This is a genomic window from Fibrobacter sp. UWP2, assembly GCF_900141705.1.
GTDB lineage: Bacteria > Fibrobacterota > Fibrobacteria > Fibrobacterales > Fibrobacteraceae > Fibrobacter.
Map to the genome: position 1 here is coordinate 1 of NZ_FQYM01000025.1, position 24846 is coordinate 24846.

Here is a 24846-nt window from a genome sequence, read left to right on the forward strand (position 1 = left end):
AAGAGCATGAAACTACTTGACAATGAAGCGCTAATAGCCTAGATTTACACCAGTTGGAGACCTGGATTTTCAACTAAAAAAGGGACAAATTCGTCGTCACCGCAAGCAGTGAAAATAGCGGCAGCGCCGAGAGCGGCAATAAGAGCGAGTTTTTTCATCTTTGTTTCCTTTTTTTTAGATGTTATGTTGTAACAATTGTGAAAGAAAATATAATTTCAAACGAATTTAAAAGTAAAGAAAATTTCAACAAAAAGAAGAAAACCCCCTTTTTAAGGAAAAAAGGGAAATTTACAAACGAAAACAAATGTTTACAAAATGGCGAATGTGGACTTTGCGGCTTCCAAAGTGCGGTCAATGTCCTCGTCCGTGTGGGCAGCACTCACAAAAACCGCCTCAAACTGGCTCGGAGCGAGGTAAATCCCGCGGTCGAGCATGCCGAGGAAATACCGGCGGAACAAGTCCAGGTCGCTTTTTTGCACATCCGCAAAGCATTGGACGGGGGTCTCGGTAAAGAAAACGCACCCCATGGAACCCACCTGGTTGGTCGCAACAGGAATTCCGGCAGACTTTGCCGCATCGGCAATCCCGGCGAGAAGCTTTTTGGTGTTCGCCTCGGCACGTTCGTAGTATTCGGGATGTGCAACCAGTTCACGCATGGTAGCAAGACCCGCCGCCATGGCAACCGGGTTCCCTGAAAGCGTTCCCGCCTGGTAAATACCGCCGAGCGGTGCAATCTGCTGCATCACGTCCAAGCGGCCGCCGTATGCACCTACGGGCATGCCGCCACCGATAATCTTCCCGAAGGTCGTGAGGTCGGGTTTGATGCCATAAAGCCCTTGCGCGCAATGAATACCCACGCGGAAACCCGTCATGACCTCGTCTACAATCAGGAGCGCGCCGTGCTTCTTGGTCTCCTCGGAGAGCGCCTGCAAAAATTCGAGCTTGGCAGGCACCACACCCATGTTGCCCGCCACCGGTTCCACGATGACACCTGCAATCTCGTCGCCAATCTTGTCGAAGAGTTCCTTCACGCCCGCCACGTCGTTGTACTGGAGCGTAAGCGTGTACTTCGCGAGGTCGGCAGGCACGCCCTTACTGCTCGGCTTTCCCGTCGTGAGCATGCCCGAACCCGCCTTGATGAGCAGGCTGTCGCTGTGGCCGTGGTAGCAGCCCTCGAACTTCACAATCTTGTCGCGGCCGGTAAAACCGCGGGCGGCACGGATGGCGCTCATCGTCGCCTCGGTACCCGAGTTCACCATGCGGATCATCTCGACGCTTGGCACAAGACTCATCACGAGCTTCGCGAGTTCCGATTCCAAGCCGCAGGGCGCACCGAAACTGAGTCCGTTCTTCGCGGTATCTGCAACGGCGGCAAGCACGGCATCGTGGGCGTGTCCCAAAAGCATCGGACCCCAGCTGCCCACGTAGTCGATGTACTCGTTTCCGTCCACGTCAAAAATATGGCTGCCCTTCGCGCGGGCAATAAACGGAGGGGTCGCGCCGACGTTCCCGTAGGCACGAACAGGACTGTTCACACCGCCCGGCATGAGCGTCTTGGCTTCGGCAAAGAGTATTTCGCTAACGGAGTGGTTCATACCAATCCCTTTTCCAGCGCTTCCTTCGCGTGGTAGGTGATGATGATGTCGGCGCCCGCACGGCGGAAGGCGATGAGCGTTTCGCGGATAATCGCGTTCTCGTCAATCCAGCCCTTTTGCGCGGCAGCCTTCACCATGGCGTATTCGCCACTCACGTTGTACACCGCCACAGGGACGTCGCTCATCTCGGCGGTCGCACGCAAAATATCGAGAAAGGCAAGACCAGGCTTCACCATCACGATGTCGGCCCCCTCTTCCATGTCGAGCGCCACCTCGTGCAAGGCCTCGCGGGCGTTGCGCACATCCATCTGGTATGTTTTACGGTTACCAAAATGCGGTGCAGAATCCGCGGCATCGCGGAAAGGTCCGTAAAAGGCGCTCGCGAACTTCGCGCTGTACGCCATGATCGGGGTGTTGCAAAATCCGTTCTCGTCCAGCTTTTCGCGAATTGCCGCAACACGACCATCCATCATGTCGGAAGGAGCCACCATGTCGGCACCCGCCTGCGCATGCGAAAGGGCAGTCTTCGCCAGGAGTTCAAGCGTCGGGTCGTTGTCCACGTCGCCATCCTTCACAATTCCGCAATGGCCGTGGCTCATGTATTCGCAAAGGCACACATCGGTAATCACGTACAAATCGGGGAACTTCTGCTTGAGGGCGCGCACCGCACGCTGCACAATGCCGTTCTCGGCGTAAGCCTCGCTCGCCATTTCGTCCTTGTGGTGCGGGATGCCGAACAGGAGGACACTCTTGAGCCCGAGCGTCCCAAATGTCGAGACTTCCTTGAGAAGTTCGTCGACCGAAAAGCGGTACTGGCCCGGCATCGACGGAATTTCTTCCTTGACGCCCTCCCCCTCGACCACGAACATCGGGTACACGAGGGAATCAGGGTTAATCGCAGTTTCCGCAACCATGTTGCGGATGGTTTCATTCTTGCGTAAGCGGCGTGGACGGTTAATCATAATGCCCTAATATAAAAAAAGGCCGGCAAGCCGGCCTTTCCCCTTTTTGAAATTTCTTATTTCACAGCATCTTCGGATCCCGGAGGAACAATCAGGAATGCTTCGCTGTATTGAATGGACAAGTCCATGCCCGGATTATTCGTGACGAAGACATAGGCTCGGGCGACCTTCAGGTTATCGATTTTTTCAGTCATCGTGGCCGTCATGGTATTCCCCACAACCTTGGCATCCTTAATCTCCCAATTATTGTTATTCCATTGCTCCGGAAGATTGTCTTCTGCTGATTCAATCGCATGTACCGGGTACTGCCCTATCGCAAGGGTCGGGTATTCCATTTCTTCGGTATAGAACTGTCCCTCGCTCAAAGTCACCTTGATCGTAAAGGTAGCCAGGTACTGCTTGTCATTTATCTTATTCTGTTCCCATGTAGGTTCAGAAATTTCGAACGTGGCGATGGTAGAAGCTTTCGCCTTGGAACCCTCTATAATCTTTTTTGCCCATCCCAGCTGTTCTGCCGTACCATCGGCATCGTCCATGTCATGATTTCCCTGTTGTACAGTCACTTTGTCCGCCTCGGGTACACCCGTTTTGACCAAAGTAAATGTCAATGACACATTTTCGTACTGGGTAATCGTGAACTTGCCGTTTTTCACTTCGATGGGCATGTCCCATTCTTCCGCATGGATTTGCACAACGGCATTCGCAAAGTCGTCGATATTGCCTTCCCATGTGCCTTCGCCGGCAATCGCATTCTCGTATGTAGCGACATTGTTGCTCATCAGGATTTTCTGATCCGTGGCAACGAACGAACCGTCGTCAAACAAAAAGATGGCTTCGACAAACCCTATCTGCCTGCCCTTGTCATTCACAGAGACCTTATCCGAAACATACCAGGCAACGACCTTGTCCGCATCGTAGCCTTCGGGGAAGAATGCCGTTACCTCCGAGGTTTCTTCAGGGTCTTTGGGATCGTCCTTAGGGTCATCTTTCGGATCTTCCTTAGTTTCCCCCGACTTGCTCGCCTTCGGCACGTTGGAATCCATCAAGGTAAATTTCATGGATTCACCGCCTTCCGGGGCAATTGTGAAGACGCCATCCTTGATTTCAAACCGCATGATATCTCCGTCTATCGCGATTTCAAACGAACCATTCTCGAAATCCTCCTGCGAGCCAGCCCATTCTCCTTCGGCCGCTACACCCTTGGAAGAAGTCACGCCATCCGGTTTGATCTTCACCTTGCTTTCCGTAGCGACAAAGGTGCCATCCTTGAACAGGAAAACGGCATCGACATAAATCTTGGTACGGTCCTTTTCGACGTCCGTTGTCACCTCAGTCGCAAACCACGCCACGACATCGTCAGCCTTGTAGCCTTCAGGGAAGAACGGCGCAAGGGTGTCGGCAATGGCCTGGGCATCGACGGTGCCTCCGTTATTATCGGAAGTGTTTTTACCACCGTTTTCAGAAGCGTTGGCTACAGAATCGGAAGAGCTGTCTCCGCAGCCAACCATCATCCCCATGGACAGGGCAAAAGCAAGGAATAGACCTTTTTTCATACCAGGACTCCTGTTGTTATAATTTTATTACAAAAAAAAACTACCATTATTTAATGGCAGTAGGTATAAAAAAAACGGACTATTGTCCAAAACGTGATTTTAATCACACTTCGTTTTTATTTAAAATCGCGTTCGACCTGTTCGAGGCCCTCGGCCCATTCGGTCTGGATTTTCTGCTTGAGCTTCTTGGCGAGCGCGGGGGCGCGGCCCTGCGTAGAGACCGTTACCGCGATATTTTCGCCAAAATCCATACGGGCAGGCACGATGAAATCGCCATCGAGGTAGTCACAGGCGTTGTTGACCAGGATGCGGCGGGCGCGGGCGTCGTTAGAAACCTGCGCGTTTACGGCGGGCTGATCGGTGCAGATAAAGACCATGAAGATGCCGCGGAGGTCGAGCGGCTCGTAGGGACGGTTTTTCAGGGTAATCGATGAGGCCGATTCGCCGGACTTGAGTGCGTCAAATTCCGGGTCGAACTGCGGGGCAACGACAGTGATGCGGGCACACGTCGGGAGGAGCGTCTTGACCTTGCGAAGGGCGATGCGGCCACCGCCCACGACGAGGACGTTCTTGCCCTCGAGGTTCACTTCGATGGAGAAAAGATTTGAGGTTCGATGCGCAGGAGTCGAGGACGACGAGCCACAAGTACGCGGTTCCTGCGCATTGCGAATACCGGCCACGACCATATCGGCAAAATCCTTCCAGTCGCCAAGGCACGGGAGGAGCGTAATGGGCGTGTCGGGATACTCCTGCTGGAGCCGCGTCACCACCTTGGGCACGTCGCTCTTGGTGTGCTGCCCGTTCAACAGCAGGTAGGGCAAGAGCGTCACCGAGTCCACGTCATCTTCGCGGAGGAGCGTACGCAAATCGTTCTCCAAATCCAGCAAGCTGGTGCTGGTCACGCGAGAGCCCGGCATCTCGTGGTGCAGGCGGTCCAAGATCAGTTCAAAGCCCTTGAACGCCCCAGGCAAGATGCAATGGTGGGCTATGATAAGTATGACGTTCATGCTCCAGAAGCTTTCTTGAAGAATTACTTCTCGAACGGAACCATCTCAACACGGCGATTCTTTTCGCGGCCATTCCTTTCGTTGTTGCTCGCAATAGGCATGGTGCGTCCATAGCCAACAGCGCAAAGGCGAGAGCGGTCGATTCCCTTGGTAATCAAGTAATCCATAACAGCCTGGGCTCGCTTCTGCGAAAGCTGCATGTTGTACTCGTCGGTACCCTTATCATCGGTATGGCCCTGGACTTCAAGGTTGGCATTCGGGAACTTTTTCATCAAGCGGGCAATGTCGTCTAGCGTACCATAGCTCTTTGTGGTGAGCTTGGCAGAATTCAGCTTGAACTGGATTCCCTTCTTGAGTTCGTCAAGGTTTTCCTTCTTGTTGAGCGGGCAACCCACGGTATCGATAGCAACACCCTGCAAGGTATTCGGGCACTTGTCCTTATTGTCGGGCACGCCATCCTTGTCGAAGTCAGGGAGACATCCCAGAGAGTCGACCTGCGCACCTTCAGGCGTATTCGGGCACTTGTCCTTCATGTCGGGAACGCCGTCCTTGTCGGAATCCTTCGGGCAGCCGGTGCTATCCACTTCCGTTCCCTGGGCAGTATTCGGGCACTTGTCGAACGTATCAAAGATTCCATCGCTATCGGAATCCTTCGGGCAGCCAGTGCTATCCACTTCCACGCCCTCGGCAGTATTCGGGCACTTATCAAACGAATCGGGAACACCATCCTTGTCGGTATCCTTCGGGCAGCCAGCGCTATCCACTTCTACGCCCTGGGGAGTATTCGGGCATTTGTCGAGGCTATCGACAACGCCATCCTGGTCAAAATCATGCTGCGTAGTATCCACCATAAACACAATAACGGTATCACGTTGGACAAGCGTATCGCGCTGCGGAAGCCCCTGCGGATTTTCGCGCTGCGGGGCAGGCTCAGCACCGCCAAAGCGGATTGTGAGCATGGCAGCACCGGCCCAGAGGGGCGTAGGTGCGTAGCAGAAGTTGGCGACACGACCATCTTCGCCCTGGTAGTGTACGGGCACATCACTACAACCCTCGACTTCTTTTTCGTAGTCAAAGCCCAGGTTCTTGAGCGTACGAACCGCAACATCCAAACCCATGGCAAGGTCAATATTACGGGTCACGTGGAAACGCATACCCGGAGTAAGGAGCATCGGGTCGGCAAACGGAGCAAAATCCAGGTCGCCCTTGGACTGCAAGCGCATTTCACCGCTAAAATCAAGGAAGAAATCCACAAAGCTAAGCGGTACAAAGTTCAGGCCGGAGCTGTACTCGAGGGTAACCGCTTCGCCATCTTCTAGAGGAATCACGGCCCCACCGGCAATGTTCCAGCGAATGGGGATGTTCTTCTTAGTGAAATCAAGAGAGAACGCAAGACCCGCACCAAAAGCCCAGCTATTGGCCGTGTACGGGTGCGTATAGTCTTCGCCGTTCAAGTACCAAGCGTGCCTCGGGCGCACGCCGGCCTGCGTTTCGCCGGTGGGAACGTAGGCGTCTAGCAAAAGAGCGACGCTAAAGATTTTGTTCGTATCGAGCGGCGCACGAACTTTGGCGTTGATGTTCAGGTCACCACGGGCCACAGTCCACATGTTCATGGAGCCGGCAGGTGCTTCCTGCGCATGGTCATAGTACAAAGGAATGCTTAAGCCAAGGTCCAAGAAATCCAAGAGACCAACCGTCACAAAGAAGTCTCCGGTCATGGCGAAGGTGTAATCGTCAAACGCATAGCGGCTGCCGTTCACCTCGTATCCACCACCGCGGGTAAAGGCCCAGGCGTCGGCAGCAAACGTTCCGCCAGTACCGACAACCACATTCCACTGTCCAAGAGTCTGCGCATTGATTTGACGCAAGCCCTCCGTACCGCCGGCCACAATACCGGAATGGGCAAAAGAAAGTCCCGCAGCAAGCAGAGCAGAACAAATAACCTTGTTAGTAAATTTCACGTAACAATCTCCTTCTTTGGATTGTTTAAAAAGTTCTATGCAATTATAGCAAATTAAAATGTTCCGTGATTCTTTTCACAAGTGAAACCACGGTGGAATCGGCACTCACGAGGGTCTCGAAACCGTACTTGCGGGCGGTAGCCTCGGTCATGCGACCAATGCAGAACGCCAGGACCGGGCAGGCAGGTTGCTTTTGCGGTCCACCAGCGGTGCGGGTCACCCGGGCAAAAGCCTCCACGGCACTGGAGCTGGCGAACACCACGGCGTCGGCCCCCTCCACCGCCTCGCGCTTCCATTCGGGGAGCGACTGCGCGGGGAGCGTCTCGTAAACCACCCAACGCGTCGCCGCGGGGAGCAGCTTAAGCAGGGTATCGTCGGCGAGATTGCCTTGCAGCAGGAGGATTCTGGACGGCTCTGCACCCAAAGCCACCAGGAGCTTGCCCAAACCTTCACCGGTATGGTCCTCGGGCACGTAGTCGCACAAAATACCGCGTTCGCGAAGCCGCCTTTCGGTCATCTTGCCTACGGAGGCAATCTTTTTGCCCGCAAGGCTGCGGATATCGAGCCCCGCGCGGTCCAGCTGTTCAAAAAAGGCGTCCACGCCGTTCACACTCGTAAAGGCGAGCAAGTCAAAATTCTTGAAATCGGCAAAGTTCGCCGACGCAGTCGCGGCATCACCGACCGTCGCGACCATCGGGTTTTCCAAGGCGCGCGTCTCGATCATCGGGGTCTCGATGACCTCGGCACCGAGCGCCGCAAGCTTGCTCGCAATACCACCCACCTGCTTTGCGCTGCGCGTGACCACCAGGCGCTTGCCCGAGAGCGGCAGCTTTTGCCTCCAGGCGAGCGATTTGCCGAGTTCCACCACACCGCCCATGATGGTAATCGCAGGCGCAGTCACCTTCTCGCGCTCCACCACATCGACCGCAGTCGAAAGTGTCGCCACAACGGTGCGCTGGAACGGAGTCGTACCCTTCTCAATAAAGGCGACTGGCGTCTCCGGATCCTTGCCGCACTCCACAAGGCGTTGCGCTATGGTCGCGATGTTGGCAATGCCCATAAGGAAGATGAGCGTCCCCGGGCACTTCGCAAGCGACTCAAAATCAAGCCCCAGCCGGTCGCCATCTTCGCGCTCATGCCCGGTGATAATGTGAAAACTCGTCGCCACACCGCGGTGACTTACGGGAATCCCCGCATAGGCGGGCACGGCAATCGCCGACGTCACTCCGGGAACAATTTCAAAATCCACACCGGTAGCCTTGAGTTCGAGGGCCTCCTCGCCACCGCGCCCAAAAACAAAGGGGTCTCCCCCCTTGAGGCGCACAATGACCGCGCCCGGGCGGGACTTCGCAAAGTCAACGAGCATGCGGTTGATTTCGGACTGTTTCACCTTGTGGTGCGTCGGCATTTTGCCCACGTCGACCATCTCGGCGTTGGCGGCGCAAAAAGCGAGAATCGAGGGCGAAACCAGGCGGTCGTAAACCACTACGTCGGCACGCTCCAAAATGGATTTACCACGCAAAGTAAAGAGCCCCGGGTCGCCGGGACCCGCGCCAATCAAATAAACCTTACCGGCAGTGTTCTGTTCTTTCATCAAAACGCAATTTAGAAAATACGCACGCGCACGGGCAGCGCCGCCCTTATTTTTGTGGCGCAGGTGCGGCGACTAATGGCGGGGTACACCCACGAGTCGCCCTTCCACATGCGCAAGTGGTCACTCCACGCTGCAATCAAGGCTTTTTGCTGGTCACCCATTTTAAAACTGTTCCGCAATTTTTGAAGCCAGGCGGCAACCCAGCTCGCGCGCCTGTTTGTCCGTGGCACACTCGCCTTCCACCCGGGCACGCAGCAAAACCTGTTTAGGTTCAAACCAGTAAATTCCGTTAATACACATAACGTTGTCTTTACAAGCAACGTTATCAATATTTACAACGTTATTTTCACAAGCAACGTTGTTAAAACTATTATTTATTTTATACTCGGCATGGGCAGCCACCGGGTATTGGCAACCGGCGTTGAGCGCCTTGAGAAACGCCATCTCGGCGACCGCAACATTGTAGGTGCGGGCATCGTTTGCACGGGCAAGGATTTGTTCCAGCTCGAGGGAAGGTTGCAAAAGGGTCTCTATCGCGAGGATTCCCTGACCGCTGGCCGGCAGCATTTTTTGGGCGTCAAAGTATTCCGTCACCAAGTCGTCGAGGCCCATGCGTTTGAGGCCCGCGGCGGCGAGCACCACCCCGTCGAGCTCAGAGAGCTTGGCAATGCGGGTCTGGATATTCCCGCGGATGGGGACGTATTCCAAGTCGGGGCGGATTTCTTTGAGCTGCACCACGCGGCGCACGCTCCCCGTGCCAACACGGCTTCCGGCGGGCAAATCCATAAACATGACGCCACCAGCGCCGCCCTTGGCAATAAAGCAGTCGCGCGGGTCTTCTCGCTTAAGGACCGCGGCAAGTTTGAACTGCGGAAGGAGTTCGGCGGGCATATCCTTGAGGCTGTGGACCGCAATATCGGCACGGTGTTCCAGCAAGGCGACCTCGAGTTCCTTCACAAATACGCCTTTCCCGCCAAAACTCGAGAGGGGCCTGTCAAGGCGGCGGTCGCCCTCCGTAGAGAGTTCCACCAGTTCATAATCGAGCGGCGTGTTTGCCAAAGCGCCTGCGGCAACGCCGGAATTCCGCCGGACGATTTCTTCGGCAGCAAGCTTGGTCTGCGTCACGGCGAGTGCACTCCTGCGGGTCGCGATGCGAAGCTTATGCAAGGCGCTCCTCCTTCGCCGTCTTTTCGGCGGCATGGAGGCAATCCAAAAAAGAGCGCACATCGGCCTGCGGGTTCGCGTCCTTCACGCGGTAAAGGTAGTCGTTCGCCATTTTTTTCGCGAACCGCACATACATCATGCGGATGCGCTCACGGTCGGCTTGACTCACGTCGGGGAGTGAACGCAAAAGCTTTTCGCTTTCGCCCTCGGCGGTCGCCACCATGCGTTCGGCCAGCACATGCACATCCTTCGCGATATCGTCCATGCGGTACCACTGCAAAAATTCTTCGATGCCCTCCTGCAAAATGCGTTTTGCGGCGGGGAGTTCCTCCATGCGGAGGCGGCGATTCTCGTCCACCACCTTCTGGAGTTCGTCGACACACACGTATTCTACCCCCGGGAGGGTGCCAACGGAAGGTTCGGCGTTGCGAGGGTTGCCGAGGTCAATGATGAGACGCCTTGTGGCAACTATGGACTTGGGGACCGCGCTTTCACAGGCAGCGGCAAAGGCGTCACGGGTCACAATCGGTTCCTGGCAAGCACTGCAGAGGATGACCACGTCACACTTGGAGGCAACGGCATAGCGGTCCTCGAAGGGCACCGGAGTGAGCACGTCGGCGAACTTTTGCGCGTTTGCAAACGTCTTGCTGCTCGCAAAAATGTGCGTCGTATTCTCTTGCACATACTTGAGCATCAGGGAGCCCATTTCGCCGAGCCCAAAGATATAGACGGAGCGGTTGTCCAAGTCATCAAAGGTCTTGAAAACCCGTTTCATCGCAAGGAACGGGATGTTGCAGCTGAGCTTGCTCAGGTTCGTCTCGGTCTTGATGCGCTTGGTGGTGTGGATGGCCGATTGAAACAGCTTGTTCAGGGTGTTGGCAGTGGCTCCAAACTGGTGGGCTGTCTCGTAGGCACGGGAAATCTGGTGCAAAATCTGGTCTTCGCCCATGGCCACCGAGTCAAGGCCCGCGCACACGTTCATCACGTGGTGAGCAACGTCGTCGCCCGACTTTTCGTAAAAATACTTGCCGAAAGAGTCCTCGCTCTGCCCAGCGATGCCGCACACATAGCGCGTGAGTTCGCCCGCGGCAATGTCGCGGTCGCTCGCCACATAGACTTCGGTGCGGTTGCACGTCGCAAGGATCAGGAGTTCGTCAAACGGGGACTGCCGCAGGGCCTCGGTTTTTACATCCATCGGGATGTAGAACTTCTCGCGGACCGCGATTTCAGCCACCTTGTGGCTCATGCCTGCCATGTAGATTTTGCGCATGCACCAAATCTAGAAAAATTATTCCTTGACAATGTCGAAGGATTCGTTCTAGAGCTTGGCGCACTTTATGGAAGCGGCGCTGTTCTTGGGGACTGTTTTGGATTGTATAGAGACGTTGCTCACATAGTGACAACAATCACGAACTACCTAAAATTCGAGTTTATCCAATCGTAACGTTTTCGCATCCAATCGACCATTGCCGAGACCGCCTCGTCGTATGTCTCGTAAGGGTCCTTGAGCGCCCAGTTCTCGGTGTTCTGCAGCACGGGCCAACGCCGGTACTCGTTGTCGATGGCCTTCTCGATAATGCCGCGGTACAGGGGGACGCTGTCGATAAGCGCCCTGAACTTGTCGTGGTGCGCCGCCCAAAAGTCTTCTACGGCGGGTTTCACCTGGTCCGAATGCACAATGTAGTAGAACCAGCGGTACCGCCGCACATACCAATCCTCGGGGGGCGAGTTCGGTTCGCGGGAGGCATTGCCAAAACCCAGGTCAAAGTCCCACAGCGGTCCAAAGTGGATGGTCCCGCCCACCTGCCAGGTCATGAAGATGCTCCGCGAAAAGTTGGCGTCCTCGTTCTTGGCGAATTCCTGCACCCAGTAATAGCGAACAAAGTCGTCTATGTCGACCCACTCGTGCATAAAGCGGTTGCGATTCACCCCGAAATTCAAAAAGTCCTCGAACTCGTTCAAGTGCGTGCGAAGCAGCTCCAGCGACTTTTCGGAGGCGTTCTTGGGCGACTTCACGTGAAAAGTGTTCCCACCCTTCGTGGTAATGTAGGGCGAGTCAATTTTTTTGTCGCTCTCCTTCTCGAAGAGGAACGCGGAATCGCCCTCGGCCATGTTAACACGGTCCTTGGCGACCTTGACGGTCTCCGAGAGCAGGTAGAGCCCCATGTACTTGCGGTTCAGGTAGAGTTCCACGAAGGTGCACCTGGGGGCGTAACGCACCTGGAGCCAGTCCGAGAGGCGGTACATCATGTAGTTCCTCAGGTGCGTCTTGTCGCCAAAGTTCGCGATGAGCGCCCAGTCCCTGTTCTTGGGCATCCCCAAAAGCGAGACCTTGTCTGTAAATTCCAGTTTCATGCCGTACTTGGGCATTTTGAAGCTGGAATTGCCGCGGCCACGCACCGTGAGGGGCATCGGGGCGGTCTCCGCCTCCGTCTCGCCGTATATCTGGAAGTAGGCGTCAAATTCCGTTTCGCGGTCGCGGATTTCCCTGAAGTCCTCGGTCTCGATGACCACCCGAGGGAGCCCCGCGTAAGGGTACACCGAGTCGTCCATCATCAGGTAGTCGGGCGCCGTCTCGGTCTCTTGCCAAAAGCAACCCGCAAGGAGTCCGAGCATGGCTAGCATCGGCAAAAAAAGTCGGGCGGTTCGCTTTGGCGAGAACAACATGGCAAATAATATAAATATATTTCCCTTTACCATGTTCAAGGCGGCACACCACATTACGACACTTTGTACAACCGTGCTCGTTTGCACCGCAGGCGTCGCCGCCACAGAGACCCTACACCCCATAACGCCACCATCTAGCCATGCGGCAACCCACTGGGGAGTCGAGCTCGACGACGACGTTTACAGCAGCGACCTGACGCTCTCCGCCGAGTACGCCCCGCTTGCGCGCGTGTCGGTTTACGCCGACGCGAGTTTCCGCTTTTTGAGCTACAGTTACGAGTACTCCACCGAGGGCTATATTCACAACTACTGCAACCTGCACGTGAACGGGTTCAACGAGACTTACGCGGGCGTCAAGGCCATGCTCTGGAGAGGCGTCGGAATTGACTTGGGCTGGAGATTCCCGCCCGGCGAAGGCTCGCAGGTGGCGCGGTTCCACCGCCTGAACGTGGAGCCGTTCACCACACTGCAGTTTTCGAGGGACCTCTTGGTGGGCACCGCGTTGCGCTACAATACGTTCTTGGAAGAAGGCGGGTTCAAGCCCGGCGACGAAGTGGGCGTGCGCGGCTCCTTTGTGTGGAGGTTCGGGCAAAACGCCAGGCGAACCGCGGGCTGGCAGCTGACCGAGAAGTTCCTGTACCAGGTGCGTATCCAGGACTCCGAGAACCGCAACCTCGCCCGCCCCTACCGCCAAATGAAGGACCAGTACCGCGGCATGAAAATTGACTACGAAATCATGCGCTACTTCGAGATTTTCAAGGTCCCGCTGGGAATCGGACTCAACTACCAGATAAAAAAAGGCACCCTGTTCGGATTCGAGACAGGGCACCTGATTGGGGTAAGCGTGGGCGGGCGCTAAGGTTGACTAATCGTCAGATGGCTCGGCCCCCTCGTCCGTAGGTTTATAATCCACGGCTCCGTCTCCGCAGGTTCCCCATTCACCCAAGGATTGCATCGTGAACTCTCCGTGTGCATCGCCGAAGAATATGCTGATTTTTTGAGCATTCTCCAACACACAGTTTTTTTCACATCCTTCTGTCTGGTAATCAAACTTATTAAAGTAATCAAAGGAGAAATTATAAATGGTATTACCATCTTTATTTTCAGGCAGATCTATTGCAATATAATTATATTTACCTTCTACATTATACTCTACCCTGAGCTTCGGCAGTAACGGAGATGAACCGTGGGAATACATGTATTGCATACAAAGGCCTTTCATACCACTGATGTCCAAACTAGAACCATTATTCAAGTCAAACGCAACAGCACCCTGGGAATCATCTAGATCCACAAGGATTTGCGCCCCTGCTTGGGCGGTAAAGGTCACGATTAATCGTTGTTCATCATCACTCGGCCACTGATACCATTGAGCATAAACATTGGAATTATTGTAAGATACGAATGCGTAATTCAAGTCTTCCGGCGCACACCACATGGCATTGTGGCATTGGCTTAGAGAATTCAGGTAGTCGGCATATTTACTACTTCCTGAATTTTTTCCAATGGCAATGATATTGAAGTATTGGTTTGCAGAGCCGGACTTCGGAACAAACTGCACTCCGACAAATTGTTTCATATATTCGTCAATATCTTTCCTTATGCCAAAATAACCGGTCTGTTTAAAGTCAAGCCAGCTGAAGCACTTATGCGTAACTTTGTCATCAGTGGTGGATACTAGATTCGCACGATATACATTGTTACCTACAAAACCTTCAGGATCTTTTACAGTCAGCCTAATTTCTATGGTATCCACAGTAGAAACATAATCTACGCATACACCATCCCATTCCTTTATGGAGTCTTCAGATATTACTTTTGCACTCTCCAGGCCCAAACCACCCGGCCAATCGACTTCGTCAAATGGCTTACTTATAAAAGCGCAAGCCCCGCCTTCACATTGTGCAGCAAGTTCCGGACTCATATTTATAGCATCTACCGGGAAAACAAGGATCGACTCATCGTTGCTAATCCAAGTATGGGTAAACACATCGTTGTAAATTTTGCCGTTATACCAGAGCAGATCATTTTCAGAGATGTATTTTTCAATCAAGTTATTTTCGGGCGTGTAATCTATGGGGTCGAATACGTTGTCATCCTTGACGCAGCGAACGGAAGCCTTCTGGCTTTTAGATATTGTCCCTATTTTTGCACCATCTTCCACACCAATAAACAGTGCAAAGGCTGAAGATCCATCCTGTGTTTTACTCCAATACAGCGCAGTACCTGTTGTCGATGGCAGGGCCGCAAATCCATAAAGGTTTTCGCCATTGTAAACACCATCTCCTGTTTTATAGCTGCCCCAGCCAGAAGGGGCTTTCAGCGCCTTGCCCGCGACACTCGAGCCGCCTACCGACGTAACCAGGTCATTGAATTCTTCAACACTCGGCAAATGGAACCCATCGGGGCAGAGTTCGCCAATAAATTCATTTTCTGCCGCGGCCTTCCACGTGTAAATTCCATCATGACCTGTAGAGTCTCCAATGTCGTAGTAATAATCTTGCAACATCCACGTGTACTTGCCAATCTTCCCAATTATGTAATCTTTATCAGTACGATTATCTTTAACAGATCCATAAACCACAGACGATGGGGAAACGTAAGCGGAAGTTTCAAAATCGGATCTAGTAATAGGAGAGAATCTTTCGACAGTAGGGATGCAGGTTCCCTTCGCGCCAATTTCCAGAATGCTGAAGACTGCAGACGTTTGAACAGTATCGAATATACCAAACTGGATAGACTTCATTTTCTTGGCAACATCCTTGCCCGTAACATTCGACGTTTGAGAAAAGTTCTTTTGTTTAAAATCATCCCACGACAAATCCATTATAGAGTAGCTACCTGTTGTTGCCGGCAAAACAGCTATAGGATTATCGTATTGTTGTTTTTTAGCATAAGAAGCAGAAATGTGCAATTCAACCGGGTGTTCGCTGGCGTAGGTAATGCACAAGCCTCCCCAATCCGACACGTCGGCAGACGAATCTTCCGTCACCATAAAAGCGAGCTGGGCATACTTGTGGTTATATACAGTTGAATAAATATCCCGCTTTTCGAGCGAATCCTTCAATTCGGCTATGCCACACATACCATTGCAACGTTTAACGATATCGGCTATGTTAACATCTTCATCGTTTGCAACAGGCCATATAATGCGCGAATTTCCAATAGAAGAAGAGTCTCCCTGGTCGTTGATTTCGAACCATTCTGAGCCGCTGTTATAGCCAGTGTATATCTTTGAGCCATTTATTCCGCCATGCCAGTGGAATTTGGCCGTTGTTGCGCCCAAACAAAGCGCCTGGTTATTATTCAAATTGAATTTTATCGAGGTCGTATCGCCAAGTGTCACGTTAGGCTGGTCCCCTAGAGTACGCGCGGCATCCAACACCTGGTGTTCAGTACCGTACTCAATCTGGTGCGATTCGAGCCCGAGACAATCAAACAGGCTGGCATTCTCTATTTTTATTGCCGTATACACATCCACCGGATATTTCGTCGACAAGACGGATACCGCGAATTTCAAGGTGTCGCCCGGCATAAAAACCTGGACCAGGAACGTGTATTTTTGTATAGAGCTGCTCGAGGACTTGGCAGAACTGCTGGACGAAGCCACGGAAGAACTGCTGGACTTGGCCGAGCTGCTGGACGGAGCCACAGAAGAGCTGCTCGAGGACTTGGCCGAGCTGCTGGATTCCTTTGAACCTTCGGACGAGGAGCTCTTGGGGACAACCTCCGCAACGTTCCCCTGTTCCTCGGCCCTTTGCACGGCGGCATCAAACTCGTCTATCGCAGCCTGGTACTGGTCGCGAGTTTTCTCGACCTCGGCCTCGTAGTCGGTACAGCCCCAAAAAGCGAGAACCATTGCTGCAGCAAGTATAACTTTATACATCTTCATTTTCCCGCTCCTTAGAATAAGATGGACAACCCGATACCGAGACCGCCCGCGATGGCGAGCCCGTAACCGACAGTCCTAAGCTTTTGGTACTTCGAGACGTTGTCTTTGTGCGCGCTGTAGCCAGTATCCTCCGGCGACGAACCGACGGAGCCGTCTTCGACGCTTGCATTAAAGGCGTCTAGTTCCGCCTGGTAGGCTTCGCTCTCGTCCTTCGCCTTTTTGTTGAAAATCACAGCCATGATGCCACCACCCACAAGGATTGCCGAGGAGATGGCGAACGGAATCCAGTGGATGCTCAGGCCCTCGCCCTCTGGCTTGGCGGCGTCCGCCACGGCATCTTTCGCCTTTTGCGAATTCTCTTCGTATTCATCGTCGTAGTAGTCCAGTCCGCGCTGGATGGCGAGCGAGTCCTCGGCGGTCATCTTTTCGGAATCGTCGTTCGCTGCGGTTTCGGGGAAGTTCTTGTCGTTGTCCCACATCCAGCGGCCAAACATGTCGGTCTTTTTGAGTCCCTTGAACACCAGGCGTCCCTTGAAGTCCTCGATAACAGCATCGAGACCCAGTTCCATGACAGCCTTTTTGTTTTTGAGGTCAAATACCAGATGGGACTGGGTGTCCTTAGACGAAAGTTCGCGGCTAAAGAGTTTGTTGCCGTTCAAAAAGTAGGCGCCCTTAGCGGAACGACGCATGGCGACCTTGACGGCGAGCGACTTCTTGTTCATCATCAACTTCACGTTGCTGCCCGCCTTTTTGAGGGAGTCGTTCTTCATTTTCAAAGAAGCGATGAACATGGGAGCAAATTCCTCGTGGGTCTGGCGCAGCACAATGTCTCCGCACTTGCTGAGCCAAAGGTTGGCCAGGCGTTCTTGCTGGGACATGCGCGTTGGGTCGTACGAGAGGGAGAACCGGTATTCAGCGTCAAAGTCGCCGGCAAAGTTGATAGGTTCCAGGTAAACGTTGCCCTTGAGGCGGAGCAGCTGCTCGCGGGGAACCACGATGCTCGCCAAGGCCTCGGAACAGCTCATAAGCTGCTGGGTGCGCTCTTCGAGGGTGGTCGCCATGCGCATGGAGCCCAATCGAACCTCTCCCGTCAATTCCATGTACTCGTTCTCGAATGCGGGCAATTCCACTTCGTAAAAGTATCCGCAAGCCGTATCCAGCACTTCGTTGATGGAGACCATGGAGCAGCGGTCGTTCATTTGGGCTATGCGGTTCGCCTTCTGCAATAGGGCTTCAATTTCTGGATTCGATCCACCAACCATGGTCTGCAAGCTTTTCAAGTCATCTTGCAAAGCCTTGATTTCTTCGGGAACTCTTCACAAATACCGATATGGTGGAGGCTTCACTCTCTTTTTTTTCTTCGACATTGGGCATTGGTTCAGCGACAAAAGCAGGAGCCGGAGCGGCGGGATCGGACTCGACCGCGGCAGGGGCTACGGCTTGTTCCACAGGCGCGGGTTCAGCTGGTGCCGGTTGTGCCGCGGGAGCAGGTTGCGCTGCCGGAGCAGGCTGGGGCGTCTGTGCCAAAGCGACAATCGCCATAAAAAGAACTAGAGAAATGATTCGCTTATTGAGCATATATACTCCAGACATATTGTAATATAAAGATAACTTTAAAGAGAGGTTTTGATCAAAGTAAATTTTCCTAGATAAAAAAAAGCCCCCCAAAATGGGGGGGAGTTGAAATTTAGGTGGGTTAAAAAAAGGTGAAACTGGTCTTTTTGAGTTCGAGGAGAGAGTGCAAAACGGTGTATTTCACCTGACATGCACTCCCTGCGGAAAGCGCCGAAGCCGTCTGGGCTATGGCCTGCTCCAGCTCCCCCGCCGAGGCGGCATGGAACATGGCGTAGAGGTTATACGGGAAGCCCTCGAAGGGGGGACGCTCGTAACAATGCGAAATATGCGGCTCCATGGTCAGGATCCTGTCCGCATCCGGGGCTAAGGGGTGCTCAAAACATACCATGGCGTTATGGGCGAATCCCGCCTCCTGGTGGCGTAGCACCGCACCAAAGCGGCGCATGAGTCCCGAGGCGAGGTCGCCGCGAATTGCCGCCAAAAAAGAGGGCAAGTCGCCCGCCGCATTGGCGCCTGTTTGCGAGACGCCCGCGAAAACATCGACGAACGGCGTAAGGGTGTGCGGCAGGTCGCCGCTGAGGGCGCGGATCCTGCACTTGTCGGCATCGGAGAGTTCCGCGGCGGTCAAAGAATCCGCAGTAACACCGGTCGCAACATTCGTAGCGGTCCCGGTCGCAGAGACCATGCGTGTCGCCGCCTTCCCCATCACCGTATTGATCTTGATTTTGCGGGTGGCAGGAAGCACATGCACGTCGCGGAGCGCGGTTGTCGCGATTAATTTATCTACAATAGAATCGATGGCGGCGGCGGACTCGGCAATGACGGTGAACCACACGTTGTAAGCGTGGCTGCGCACGTAGTTGTGCGTAACTGCGGGAACCCTGTTGACGGCAGCGGCAAACTCATTGAGGGCACTGTCGTCGGTAGCCTTGTTGCCGAGGGCATAAACCTTGCCCGCGACCAATCTGCTCACAAAGCCCAACTTAAAGGAGTCGTAGACGCCGCCAATGCGCCGGATGACGCCCGTGGCGCGAAGTCCCTCGACCAGGGAAAAAGCCTCGCTCTCGGTGACTCCTGTAGAGCCCGCGCCGCAGTCATTCAAGACGCGCGCCAGCTCGGCATAAGGACGTTCCGCGATGGGGAACCCGTCCTGGATAACGTCGAGGATGGCTTGCTCGAGGGGTGCCATGCGTTAAAGACCCAGCTCCGCGTCGGTAAGGTAGCAGGCCGGGTCCTGTTCCCAGAAGTCGCCGGTCACGGCCTCGGCGCGAGTGCGGAAGTTGCCGTTGCAAAGGCCCAGGTACGGGCACTTGGGGCAGCGGCCCTTCAAAAGCGGTTTGCGGTTCTTGAGGCCCGCCATGATCGGGTTCGATTCGTTGCTCCAGATTTCGCCAAAGCTGCGTTCACGCACGTTGCCGAGCGTGATGTACTGCGTGAACTGGTCGGGGTGAACGTTACCGATGCTGTCGATGTTGCCAAACGCCATGCCGCTGCGGTTACCGCCGTTACGCTGGATGAGTTCCAGCACCTTCTCGGCACGGGCAGGGTCTTCGCGCTTCATGCGCAAGTACAGGTAGACGGCGTCGGCATGGTTGTCGACGGTCAGGATTTCCTTGTCGATGCCGCGTTTCTTGAAGTCGAGCGTGCGGTCGATAATCAGGTCCATCGCCTTGCGGCTTTCTTCGTGGTTCAGGTCGTTTGCGACCATCGCCGAACCGCGCCCGCTGTAAACCAGGTGGTAGAAGCACACGCGGTCGATGTTCTCACTTTCGAGCAGGTCGAAAATCGCGTTCAAGTCCTGCACGTTGTAGCGCGTAATCGTAAAGCGGAGCCCCACCTTCTGGCCGGTCACCACGCAGTTGCGGATGCCGCGGAGAGCAAGTTTGTAGGCGCCCTCCTTGCCGCGGAACTTGTCGTGCGTCGCCTCGCAGCCATCCAGGCTGATGCCTACGTAGCCTACGCCCATGTCCTTGAGTTTCTGGGCCACGTCGGGCGTAATGCAGGTGCCGTTCGTGCTGATGGTCGGGCGGATTCCCTTGCTTGCCGCGTAGTTTGCGAGTTCAAAGAAGTCCGGACGGAGCAGAGGCTCGCCACCGCTGAAAAGGATTACCGGCACCTTGAAATCGGCCAACTGGTCAATGAGGGCGATTCCTTCTTCGTGGGTCAATTCGTTCTGGTACTTGATGGCCTCGGAGCGGGCATAGCAGTGCACGCAACTCAGGTTGCACGTCTTGGTGCAGTTCCATACCACCACGGGGCCGCGGCCGGGCGCCACACCGTTCTTGCATTCGTGGGCGCGGGGTTCGTAACGCAATTGGTCACCGTAGTTCGGCGTATCCATCAGGAGCTTGGTAATGCTGATCATGAGCGCAAATATAGAAAAGATGGGAAAAAATATTATATATTAAGGGCAAGACCTTTTTGGGGAATACCAAATGAAAACGAAAATTTTTTTTCTTTTCCTGAGTCTGTCGTTTTTCCTTGCGGCTTGCGGTGATGACGACTCCGTTTCTGCCACTACGGAACAAGACAGTTCCGAGTTAGTGGCCCTAAATGTAAATGGCTTCAGCTGGTCTGGCAAGGCGGGCGAATACACTATAAATACAGGTCTCACATATGCCGAATGGTATATGTTTAACGATTCCGCAGAAGGGGGGCTCTCCACCATAACCTGGCCAGTTCCGCTCGGAAATGATATTACCAACGACGCCATTGATCCGGTTATTGACGAATGCGGGGGAATTTGCGGCACCTTCAACCTGAATCAGGGATCCATGGACCACAAGCCGTATGCCGGAGTGGCCTTCAACCTTGCCGGAAAAGATGCCCTTCCTGTAGATATAACCAATATGTGGGGAATCTGTATCACCTATACGTCCGATGCTACAGCAGTTCTCGAACTCGTCCTCGATGACAAAAAAGAAGCCGCCATCAATCACGACCGCCCCCATGTCACCCTTATGCCGACCTCTTCTGCCCAAGATGTCTGCACCGTGTGGGAGAAGTTCGAACAGGCCGGCTGGGGCAACCCTATTTCCATAGACGAGGCCGTAAAATCAGTGGTTTCGATCCGGTTCAGAATAGAAGCGGCCGACAGCACGACCGGTGAGTTCAATGTTATGGAAATCTACAGACAAACCTGCTGCGACGCCCCATAAAAAACGCCCCCGGCGAACCGAGGGCATTTAAAAATCAAAAGACAGAAATTACTTTTCGGCAGCGAACTTCTTGGAAGCAGCCTTGACCTTCGGGTCGTTCTGGGCATCCTTGATTTTCTGCTTGATGTCGTCCTCGATTTTCTTTTTGAGCTTGGCGGCGAGGGCGGGGAAACGTTCTTCCAGAGAATCACTAAAGACTGCCGGCTTTTTGGCAGCGGGGGCTCCCCCTTTGCGCTTCGCGTTCAAAGGACGCTTCTTCTTGGCCGGGGCCTTCTTTTCGGCGGATTTTTCTTGGGATTTCGGTTCCTGAGGTTTGACTTCTTCTGTGGATTTGACTTCTGTTTCTTCTGCCATAGTATACCTCTTGGAAAATTGTCTTTGGACAAATATGTTAATTGACGCGCCCAAAGATAGTAAAAATTTGGGTGCACCACGGCAAAGTCACAAAAAATTATGCTTTATGGGCCAAACTAGGCCCGATTTTCGAGCCAATGCGCCAAAACGGTGATGTCGGCGGGGCGGACGCCGGGAATTCGGCTAGCCTGCCCCAGGGTGAGCGGCTTTTGTGCGTTGAGGCGTTGGCGGCTCTCGATACTGATGGCCGGGATCTGCATGTAGTCGAAATCAGGGGCAAGCTTGACCGACTCCATCTTTTTTTGGTCGGCAATTTCGCGGGACTGGCGGTCAAAAAAGCCCGCATAGATTTCTTCGGCGTACATGTACCAACGGTCGCGGCGGCAGAGGCTCGAGCCGGGATTCGGCAAACTGGAGTTCGGCAAACTAGGAAGCGCCACATCAAAGAAAAGTTCGGGGTCAATTCCCGGACGGCGCAGCACGTTGATCCAGCGGGTGCGCTCGGTGGCAAGCGCCTGCCCGCCCGCCGCCAAAATCTTGTTGGCGTCCTCAGGGCTGGCGGACTCCGCGACAAGGCTAGCCTTGAGGGCAACCATCTGGTCACGGCGACGCACCCAGTCGGCCCAGTCGGTATCGTCAATCATGCCGATTTTGCGGGCTTTTTCCTTGAGGCGGGCCTCGGCATTGTCGCTGCGCAAAAACAGGCGGTACTCGGCGCGGCTCGTGAACATGCGGTAGGGTTCGTCCAAGAGCACGTTCACCAGGTCGTCGACCATCACGCCCAAATAGCTCTCGGAACGGCCCAAAATAAAGGGTTCCTCGCCCTTGACCTTGAGGGCCGCGTTGATGCCCGCCATAAGGCCCTGGCCGGCAGCTTCCTCATAGCCGCTGGTGCCGCAAACCTGCCCGGCAAAATAAAGACCGGGAACTTTTTTGCACTCGAAGGTCGGGTAAAGCTGCGTCGCGTCAACCGAGTCGTACTCCACCGCGTAGCCAATCTGCAGAACCTTCGCGCGGGTAAGCCCCGGGATGGTGTGGATGGCCGCCAGCTGGATGTCGGCAGGCAGGCTCGAACTAAAGCCGTTGATGTAGACACGACCAATGTCTGCCTGTTCGGGTTCCAAAAACAGCTGGTGACCGTCGCGGTCGCCAAAGCGGTTGATTTTGTCTTCGATGCTGGGGCAGTAGCGCGGGCCCTTGCCATGGATGCGGCCACTGAACATGGGGCTATCCTTGAAGCCGCTGCGCAAAATGTCGTGGGTCTTGATGTTGGTGCGCGTAATCCAGCAAACGCAGTCGTTGCGAAGGGCGTTGGAATGCCGGTCGCTAAACGGCCACGGCACGGCATCGCCGTGCTGCACGTCGCACTCGCCAAAGTCAATGGAATCGGGGTCCAGGCGGCTAGGCGTGCCAGTCTTGAGCCTGCGCAGCGCAATGCCGTTTGCCGCAAGGCACTCCGAAAGCTTGTCGGCGCTGGGCTCGCCCACTCGCCCACCAACACTCGTCTCGAGCCCAGTGAACATCTTGGACGCCAGGAACGTGCCGCTGGTGACCACAATGGAACGCGTCACATAGCGGTCGCCGTTCAACAGCGTTATTTGCAGGCGACCGTCGGGCATGCGCTCAAACGCGGTGAGCTCCCCCTCGATGAGCGTGAGGCCGGGCAAGCCGGCGATAGTCTCGCGGGCGATCTCACTGTAATACTTCATGTCGCACTGGGCGCGCGGCCCCCAAACGGCGGGTCCCTTGCTCATGTTGAGCATGCGGAACTGGATGCCCGCCTTGTCGGTCAAAATGCCCATCAAGCCGCCGAGGGCGTCTATGTCGCGAACAATCTGCCCCTTGGCGACCCCGCCCACGGCAGGGTTACAGCTCATACGCCCGATGGCGTTGATGTCCATCGTGAGCATGGCGGTCTTGACGCCAAGTTTCCAGGCGGCATGGGTCGCCTCGATGCCAGCATGGCCACCACCGACGACGACGACATCGAATTCTGTCATTTTAAACTACTTGCCAGCAGGTGCCGCAGCAGGGGCTGCCGGAGCCGGAGCTGCGGGCTTCAAAGTATCGACCGTGGCCGGAGTCTCGACCTTCCACTCTACGTTCTTGCCGGCGAGGAGTTCGGCGATTTCCTTTTTGAGGTCTTCCTTCTCCTTTTCAAAGGCGGCGTAGAGCTTGTAGGTGCCGTCCGGATTCACGAGGTAAATCTTGGGCACGTAGCCGTCGCTGTAGAGCTCGCCGAACTGGCGCTTTTCGTCGAACACGACGCTCATGTTGTCGTCGTACTTGGCGTCGTCCATAAAGCGGCGAATGCCTGCCTTGCTGTTGCCACCGCTAAACACGGAGAGGGCGGTAAGGCCCTTGGGCACAAATTCCTTGGCGATTTCCACAATCTGCGGAGCTGCATGGGCGCAGTGGCCGCAGGTGGCGGAGAAGTAAGAGATCAGGAGCGGCTTGCCGGCAAACGAGGAGAGGTCCTCGGTCTTGAGTGAAATGCCGGTGACCTTCACCTTGAAGTTTATTTTGGCAGGCATGCCGTTGGGGAGCGTATCACCACGCAGGCCAGCGACTTCGGCCTTGAGTTTCGCTTCTTCCTCCTGCTGCTTTTTCATGGCCTCTTCGCGGAGGGCCTTCATCTTGTCGTTAAAGCGGTTACCAACAGCCTTGAGGGAATCCTCGGGCAGCTGCAAAGCCAAAGTGGTATCACGAATCTTGGCAGCGGCGTCCTTGACACCCAGCACAAAGTAATCCCCGTCGAACTCGGTCTGGAACTGTTCTCCAATGGCACGGAACTGATTAGCAAACTGAATGCCAATAAGGTAAGAGAACTTTTGGTTGTCCGTTGCGTCGGGACCGAGGGTCACGGCAGCTCCCGTCACAGGGGCTTCGCTTTCAATAGGCAGAAGTTTGGCCACAGAGTCCATGTAAGCACGGATCTTTGCACGGTCGCCTTCGAACGAGGCCATGGTGGCACTGTCAGGGCGAGTCGATTCCATGCGCTGGCGAGAACGGGCTCCATACAGGGTACCCACGGCGCGAAGGGAATCATCAGAAAGTTGGAGCTTAAAAGACGTGTCGCTGGCAGCCTTCTGAGCATCGTAAAAAGCCTGGATGACCACATCCTGGTTCAAGTGTTCGCCCATCTGGAGCGGCAGCATCTTAAAATTCTGCCCTCCAAACTGGACTCCCAGCATGTAGGCGAACTTTTGATCGTCAGTTGTATTGGCATTGATAGAAGCCGGGGCCTTGGACTGAGGCATATCGCAAGCGACCATGGCCAAGGCACAAGCACCAAGAGCAATAATTTTGGATTTCATTTTCAACTTCCTTTAGAAAACGTCCTGTAGTTTTTCGAGTTAAAATT

Annotated in this window: 21 protein-coding genes; 3 read left to right on the forward strand and 18 right to left on the reverse strand. The window is 54.5% G+C overall.

Annotation, left to right across the window (positions count from 1 at the left end):
* Nucleotides 1–308: 308 nt before the first annotated feature.
* The 10 genes from hemL to BUB55_RS10940 all read right to left on the reverse strand — a co-directional run bounded on the left by hemL (nucleotide 309) and on the right by BUB55_RS10940 (nucleotide 12503).
* A complete protein-coding gene (hemL, locus tag BUB55_RS10900; protein WP_073191181.1) occupies nucleotides 309–1595 on the reverse strand; it encodes a glutamate-1-semialdehyde 2,1-aminomutase in 1287 nt (428 codons plus the stop codon).
* Nucleotides 1592–2557, reverse strand: a complete 966-nt coding sequence (hemB, locus tag BUB55_RS10905; RefSeq protein ID WP_073191184.1) for a porphobilinogen synthase — start codon at nucleotides 2555–2557, stop codon at nucleotides 1592–1594. The genes hemL and hemB overlap by 4 nt, the downstream gene beginning before the upstream one ends.
* A gap of 56 nt (nucleotides 2558–2613) precedes the next feature.
* The gene (locus BUB55_RS10910; RefSeq protein ID WP_143153024.1) at nucleotides 2614–4110 is read right to left on the reverse strand and encodes a hypothetical protein; all 1497 of its coding nucleotides are present in this window, start codon (nucleotides 4108–4110) and stop codon (nucleotides 2614–2616) included.
* A gap of 116 nt (nucleotides 4111–4226) precedes the next feature.
* Nucleotides 4227–5117 (reverse strand): NAD(P)-dependent oxidoreductase, encoded by an 891-nt coding sequence (locus tag BUB55_RS10915; protein ID WP_073191190.1) that lies wholly within the window; start codon nucleotides 5115–5117, stop codon nucleotides 4227–4229.
* Nucleotides 5118–5140: 23 nt separating this feature from the next.
* On the reverse strand, nucleotides 5141–7078 hold the full coding sequence (locus BUB55_RS10920) for an OmpA family protein (protein ID WP_073191193.1): 1938 nt from the start codon (nucleotides 7076–7078) through the stop codon (nucleotides 5141–5143).
* A 43-nt stretch (nucleotides 7079–7121) separates the two neighbouring features.
* Complete coding sequence (gene cobA, locus BUB55_RS10925; RefSeq protein ID WP_073191196.1) at nucleotides 7122–8672, reverse strand: uroporphyrinogen-III C-methyltransferase; 1551 nt, start codon at nucleotides 8670–8672, stop codon at nucleotides 7122–7124.
* 11 nt (nucleotides 8673–8683) lie between these two features.
* Entirely contained in the window at nucleotides 8684–8833 is a 150-nt protein-coding gene (locus tag BUB55_RS14275; protein ID WP_159431971.1) for a hypothetical protein, read from the reverse strand.
* Between the two features lies 1 nt (nucleotide 8834).
* On the reverse strand, nucleotides 8835–9839 hold the full coding sequence (hemC, locus tag BUB55_RS10930) for a hydroxymethylbilane synthase (protein ID WP_234971908.1): 1005 nt from the start codon (nucleotides 9837–9839) through the stop codon (nucleotides 8835–8837).
* Nucleotides 9832–11106 (reverse strand): glutamyl-tRNA reductase, encoded by a 1275-nt coding sequence (gene hemA / locus BUB55_RS10935; protein WP_073191199.1) that lies wholly within the window; start codon nucleotides 11104–11106, stop codon nucleotides 9832–9834. Before hemA ends, hemC begins: the two co-directional genes overlap by 8 nt.
* A gap of 143 nt (nucleotides 11107–11249) precedes the next feature.
* Nucleotides 11250–12503 carry a CotH kinase family protein gene (locus BUB55_RS10940; RefSeq protein ID WP_159431972.1) on the reverse strand — a complete coding sequence of 418 codons (1254 nt, stop codon included), beginning with the start codon at nucleotides 12501–12503 and terminating at the stop codon, nucleotides 11250–11252.
* Nucleotides 12504–12534: 31 nt separating this feature from the next.
* Here BUB55_RS10940 and BUB55_RS10945 point away from each other — a divergent pair, with 31 nt between their 5' ends.
* Nucleotides 12535–13362, forward strand: coding sequence for a hypothetical protein (locus BUB55_RS10945; protein ID WP_159431973.1), 828 nt, complete (start codon nucleotides 12535–12537; stop codon nucleotides 13360–13362).
* A gap of 6 nt (nucleotides 13363–13368) precedes the next feature.
* Here the strand turns inward: BUB55_RS10945 and BUB55_RS10950 are convergent, their stop codons facing one another.
* Nucleotides 13369–16023, reverse strand: coding sequence for an FISUMP domain-containing protein (locus BUB55_RS10950; RefSeq protein WP_159431974.1), 2655 nt, complete (start codon nucleotides 16021–16023; stop codon nucleotides 13369–13371).
* A 34-nt stretch (nucleotides 16024–16057) separates the two neighbouring features.
* On the opposite strand from BUB55_RS10950, the gene BUB55_RS14280 reads away from it, so the two are divergent.
* Entirely contained in the window at nucleotides 16058–16333 is a 276-nt protein-coding gene (locus BUB55_RS14280) for a hypothetical protein (RefSeq protein WP_159431975.1), read from the forward strand.
* A 73-nt stretch (nucleotides 16334–16406) separates the two neighbouring features.
* Here BUB55_RS14280 and BUB55_RS10955 read toward each other — a convergent pair whose 3' ends face one another.
* The 4 genes from BUB55_RS10955 to nirJ1 all read right to left on the reverse strand — a co-directional run bounded on the left by BUB55_RS10955 (nucleotide 16407) and on the right by nirJ1 (nucleotide 20335).
* Complete coding sequence (locus BUB55_RS10955) at nucleotides 16407–17657, reverse strand: hypothetical protein (protein WP_143153025.1); 1251 nt, start codon at nucleotides 17655–17657, stop codon at nucleotides 16407–16409.
* Between the two features lie 19 nt (nucleotides 17658–17676).
* The gene (locus BUB55_RS14480) at nucleotides 17677–17973 is read right to left on the reverse strand and encodes a hypothetical protein (RefSeq protein ID WP_200778532.1); all 297 of its coding nucleotides are present in this window, start codon (nucleotides 17971–17973) and stop codon (nucleotides 17677–17679) included.
* A 118-nt stretch (nucleotides 17974–18091) separates the two neighbouring features.
* Nucleotides 18092–19159: an Lrp/AsnC family transcriptional regulator gene (locus BUB55_RS10965; protein ID WP_073191218.1), complete on the reverse strand. Its 1068-nt coding sequence runs from the start codon at nucleotides 19157–19159 to the stop codon at nucleotides 18092–18094.
* Nucleotides 19160–19162: 3 nt separating this feature from the next.
* Entirely contained in the window at nucleotides 19163–20335 is a 1173-nt protein-coding gene (gene nirJ1, locus BUB55_RS10970; protein WP_073191221.1) for a putative heme d1 biosynthesis radical SAM protein NirJ1, read from the reverse strand.
* Between the two features lie 70 nt (nucleotides 20336–20405).
* On the opposite strand from nirJ1, the gene BUB55_RS10975 reads away from it, so the two are divergent.
* Complete coding sequence (locus BUB55_RS10975) at nucleotides 20406–21128, forward strand: hypothetical protein (RefSeq protein WP_073191225.1); 723 nt, start codon at nucleotides 20406–20408, stop codon at nucleotides 21126–21128.
* Nucleotides 21129–21176: 48 nt separating this feature from the next.
* On the opposite strand, the gene BUB55_RS10980 is transcribed toward BUB55_RS10975, so the two are convergent.
* From BUB55_RS10980 to BUB55_RS10990, 3 genes are all read right to left on the reverse strand, one after another.
* Nucleotides 21177–21482 carry a hypothetical protein gene (locus BUB55_RS10980; protein ID WP_073191228.1) on the reverse strand — a complete coding sequence of 102 codons (306 nt, stop codon included), beginning with the start codon at nucleotides 21480–21482 and terminating at the stop codon, nucleotides 21177–21179.
* A gap of 116 nt (nucleotides 21483–21598) precedes the next feature.
* Nucleotides 21599–23482 carry a tRNA uridine-5-carboxymethylaminomethyl(34) synthesis enzyme MnmG gene (mnmG, locus tag BUB55_RS10985; protein ID WP_073191231.1) on the reverse strand — a complete coding sequence of 628 codons (1884 nt, stop codon included), beginning with the start codon at nucleotides 23480–23482 and terminating at the stop codon, nucleotides 21599–21601.
* 6 nt (nucleotides 23483–23488) lie between these two features.
* Nucleotides 23489–24799, reverse strand: coding sequence for an FKBP-type peptidyl-prolyl cis-trans isomerase N-terminal domain-containing protein (locus BUB55_RS10990; RefSeq protein WP_073191233.1), 1311 nt, complete (start codon nucleotides 24797–24799; stop codon nucleotides 23489–23491).
* Between the last annotated feature and the right edge of the window lie 47 nt (nucleotides 24800–24846).

Bases quoted from the DNA above. Each gene is read 5' to 3' on its own strand.
- hemL (WP_073191181.1), bottom strand. From the start codon at position 1,595: ATGAACCACTCCGTTAGCGAAATACTCTTTGCCGAAGCCAAGACGCTC.
- hemB (WP_073191184.1), bottom strand. From the start codon at position 2,557: ATGATTAACCGTCCACGCCGCTTACGCAAGAATGAAACCATCCGCAAC.
- BUB55_RS10910 (WP_143153024.1), bottom strand. From the start codon at position 4,110: ATGAAAAAAGGTCTATTCCTTGCTTTTGCCCTGTCCATGGGGATGATG.
- BUB55_RS10915 (WP_073191190.1), bottom strand. From the start codon at position 5,117: ATGAACGTCATACTTATCATAGCCCACCATTGCATCTTGCCTGGGGCG.
- cobA (WP_073191196.1), bottom strand. From the start codon at position 8,672: ATGAAAGAACAGAACACTGCCGGTAAGGTTTATTTGATTGGCGCGGGT.
- BUB55_RS14275 (WP_159431971.1), bottom strand. From the start codon at position 8,833: ATGGGTGACCAGCAAAAAGCCTTGATTGCAGCGTGGAGTGACCACTTG.
- hemA (WP_073191199.1), bottom strand. From the start codon at position 11,106: ATGCGCAAAATCTACATGGCAGGCATGAGCCACAAGGTGGCTGAAATC.
- BUB55_RS10940 (WP_159431972.1), bottom strand. From the start codon at position 12,503: ATGTTGTTCTCGCCAAAGCGAACCGCCCGACTTTTTTTGCCGATGCTA.
- BUB55_RS10945 (WP_159431973.1), top strand. From the start codon at position 12,535: ATGTTCAAGGCGGCACACCACATTACGACACTTTGTACAACCGTGCTC.
- BUB55_RS10955 (WP_143153025.1), bottom strand. From the start codon at position 17,657: ATGGTTGGTGGATCGAATCCAGAAATTGAAGCCCTATTGCAGAAGGCG.
- BUB55_RS14480 (WP_200778532.1), bottom strand. From the start codon at position 17,973: ATGCTCAATAAGCGAATCATTTCTCTAGTTCTTTTTATGGCGATTGTC.
- BUB55_RS10965 (WP_073191218.1), bottom strand. From the start codon at position 19,159: ATGGCACCCCTCGAGCAAGCCATCCTCGACGTTATCCAGGACGGGTTC.
- nirJ1 (WP_073191221.1), bottom strand. From the start codon at position 20,335: ATGATCAGCATTACCAAGCTCCTGATGGATACGCCGAACTACGGTGAC.
- BUB55_RS10975 (WP_073191225.1), top strand. From the start codon at position 20,406: ATGAAAACGAAAATTTTTTTTCTTTTCCTGAGTCTGTCGTTTTTCCTT.
- BUB55_RS10980 (WP_073191228.1), bottom strand. From the start codon at position 21,482: ATGGCAGAAGAAACAGAAGTCAAATCCACAGAAGAAGTCAAACCTCAG.
- mnmG (WP_073191231.1), bottom strand. From the start codon at position 23,482: ATGACAGAATTCGATGTCGTCGTCGTCGGTGGTGGCCATGCTGGCATC.
- BUB55_RS10990 (WP_073191233.1), bottom strand. From the start codon at position 24,799: ATGAAATCCAAAATTATTGCTCTTGGTGCTTGTGCCTTGGCCATGGTC.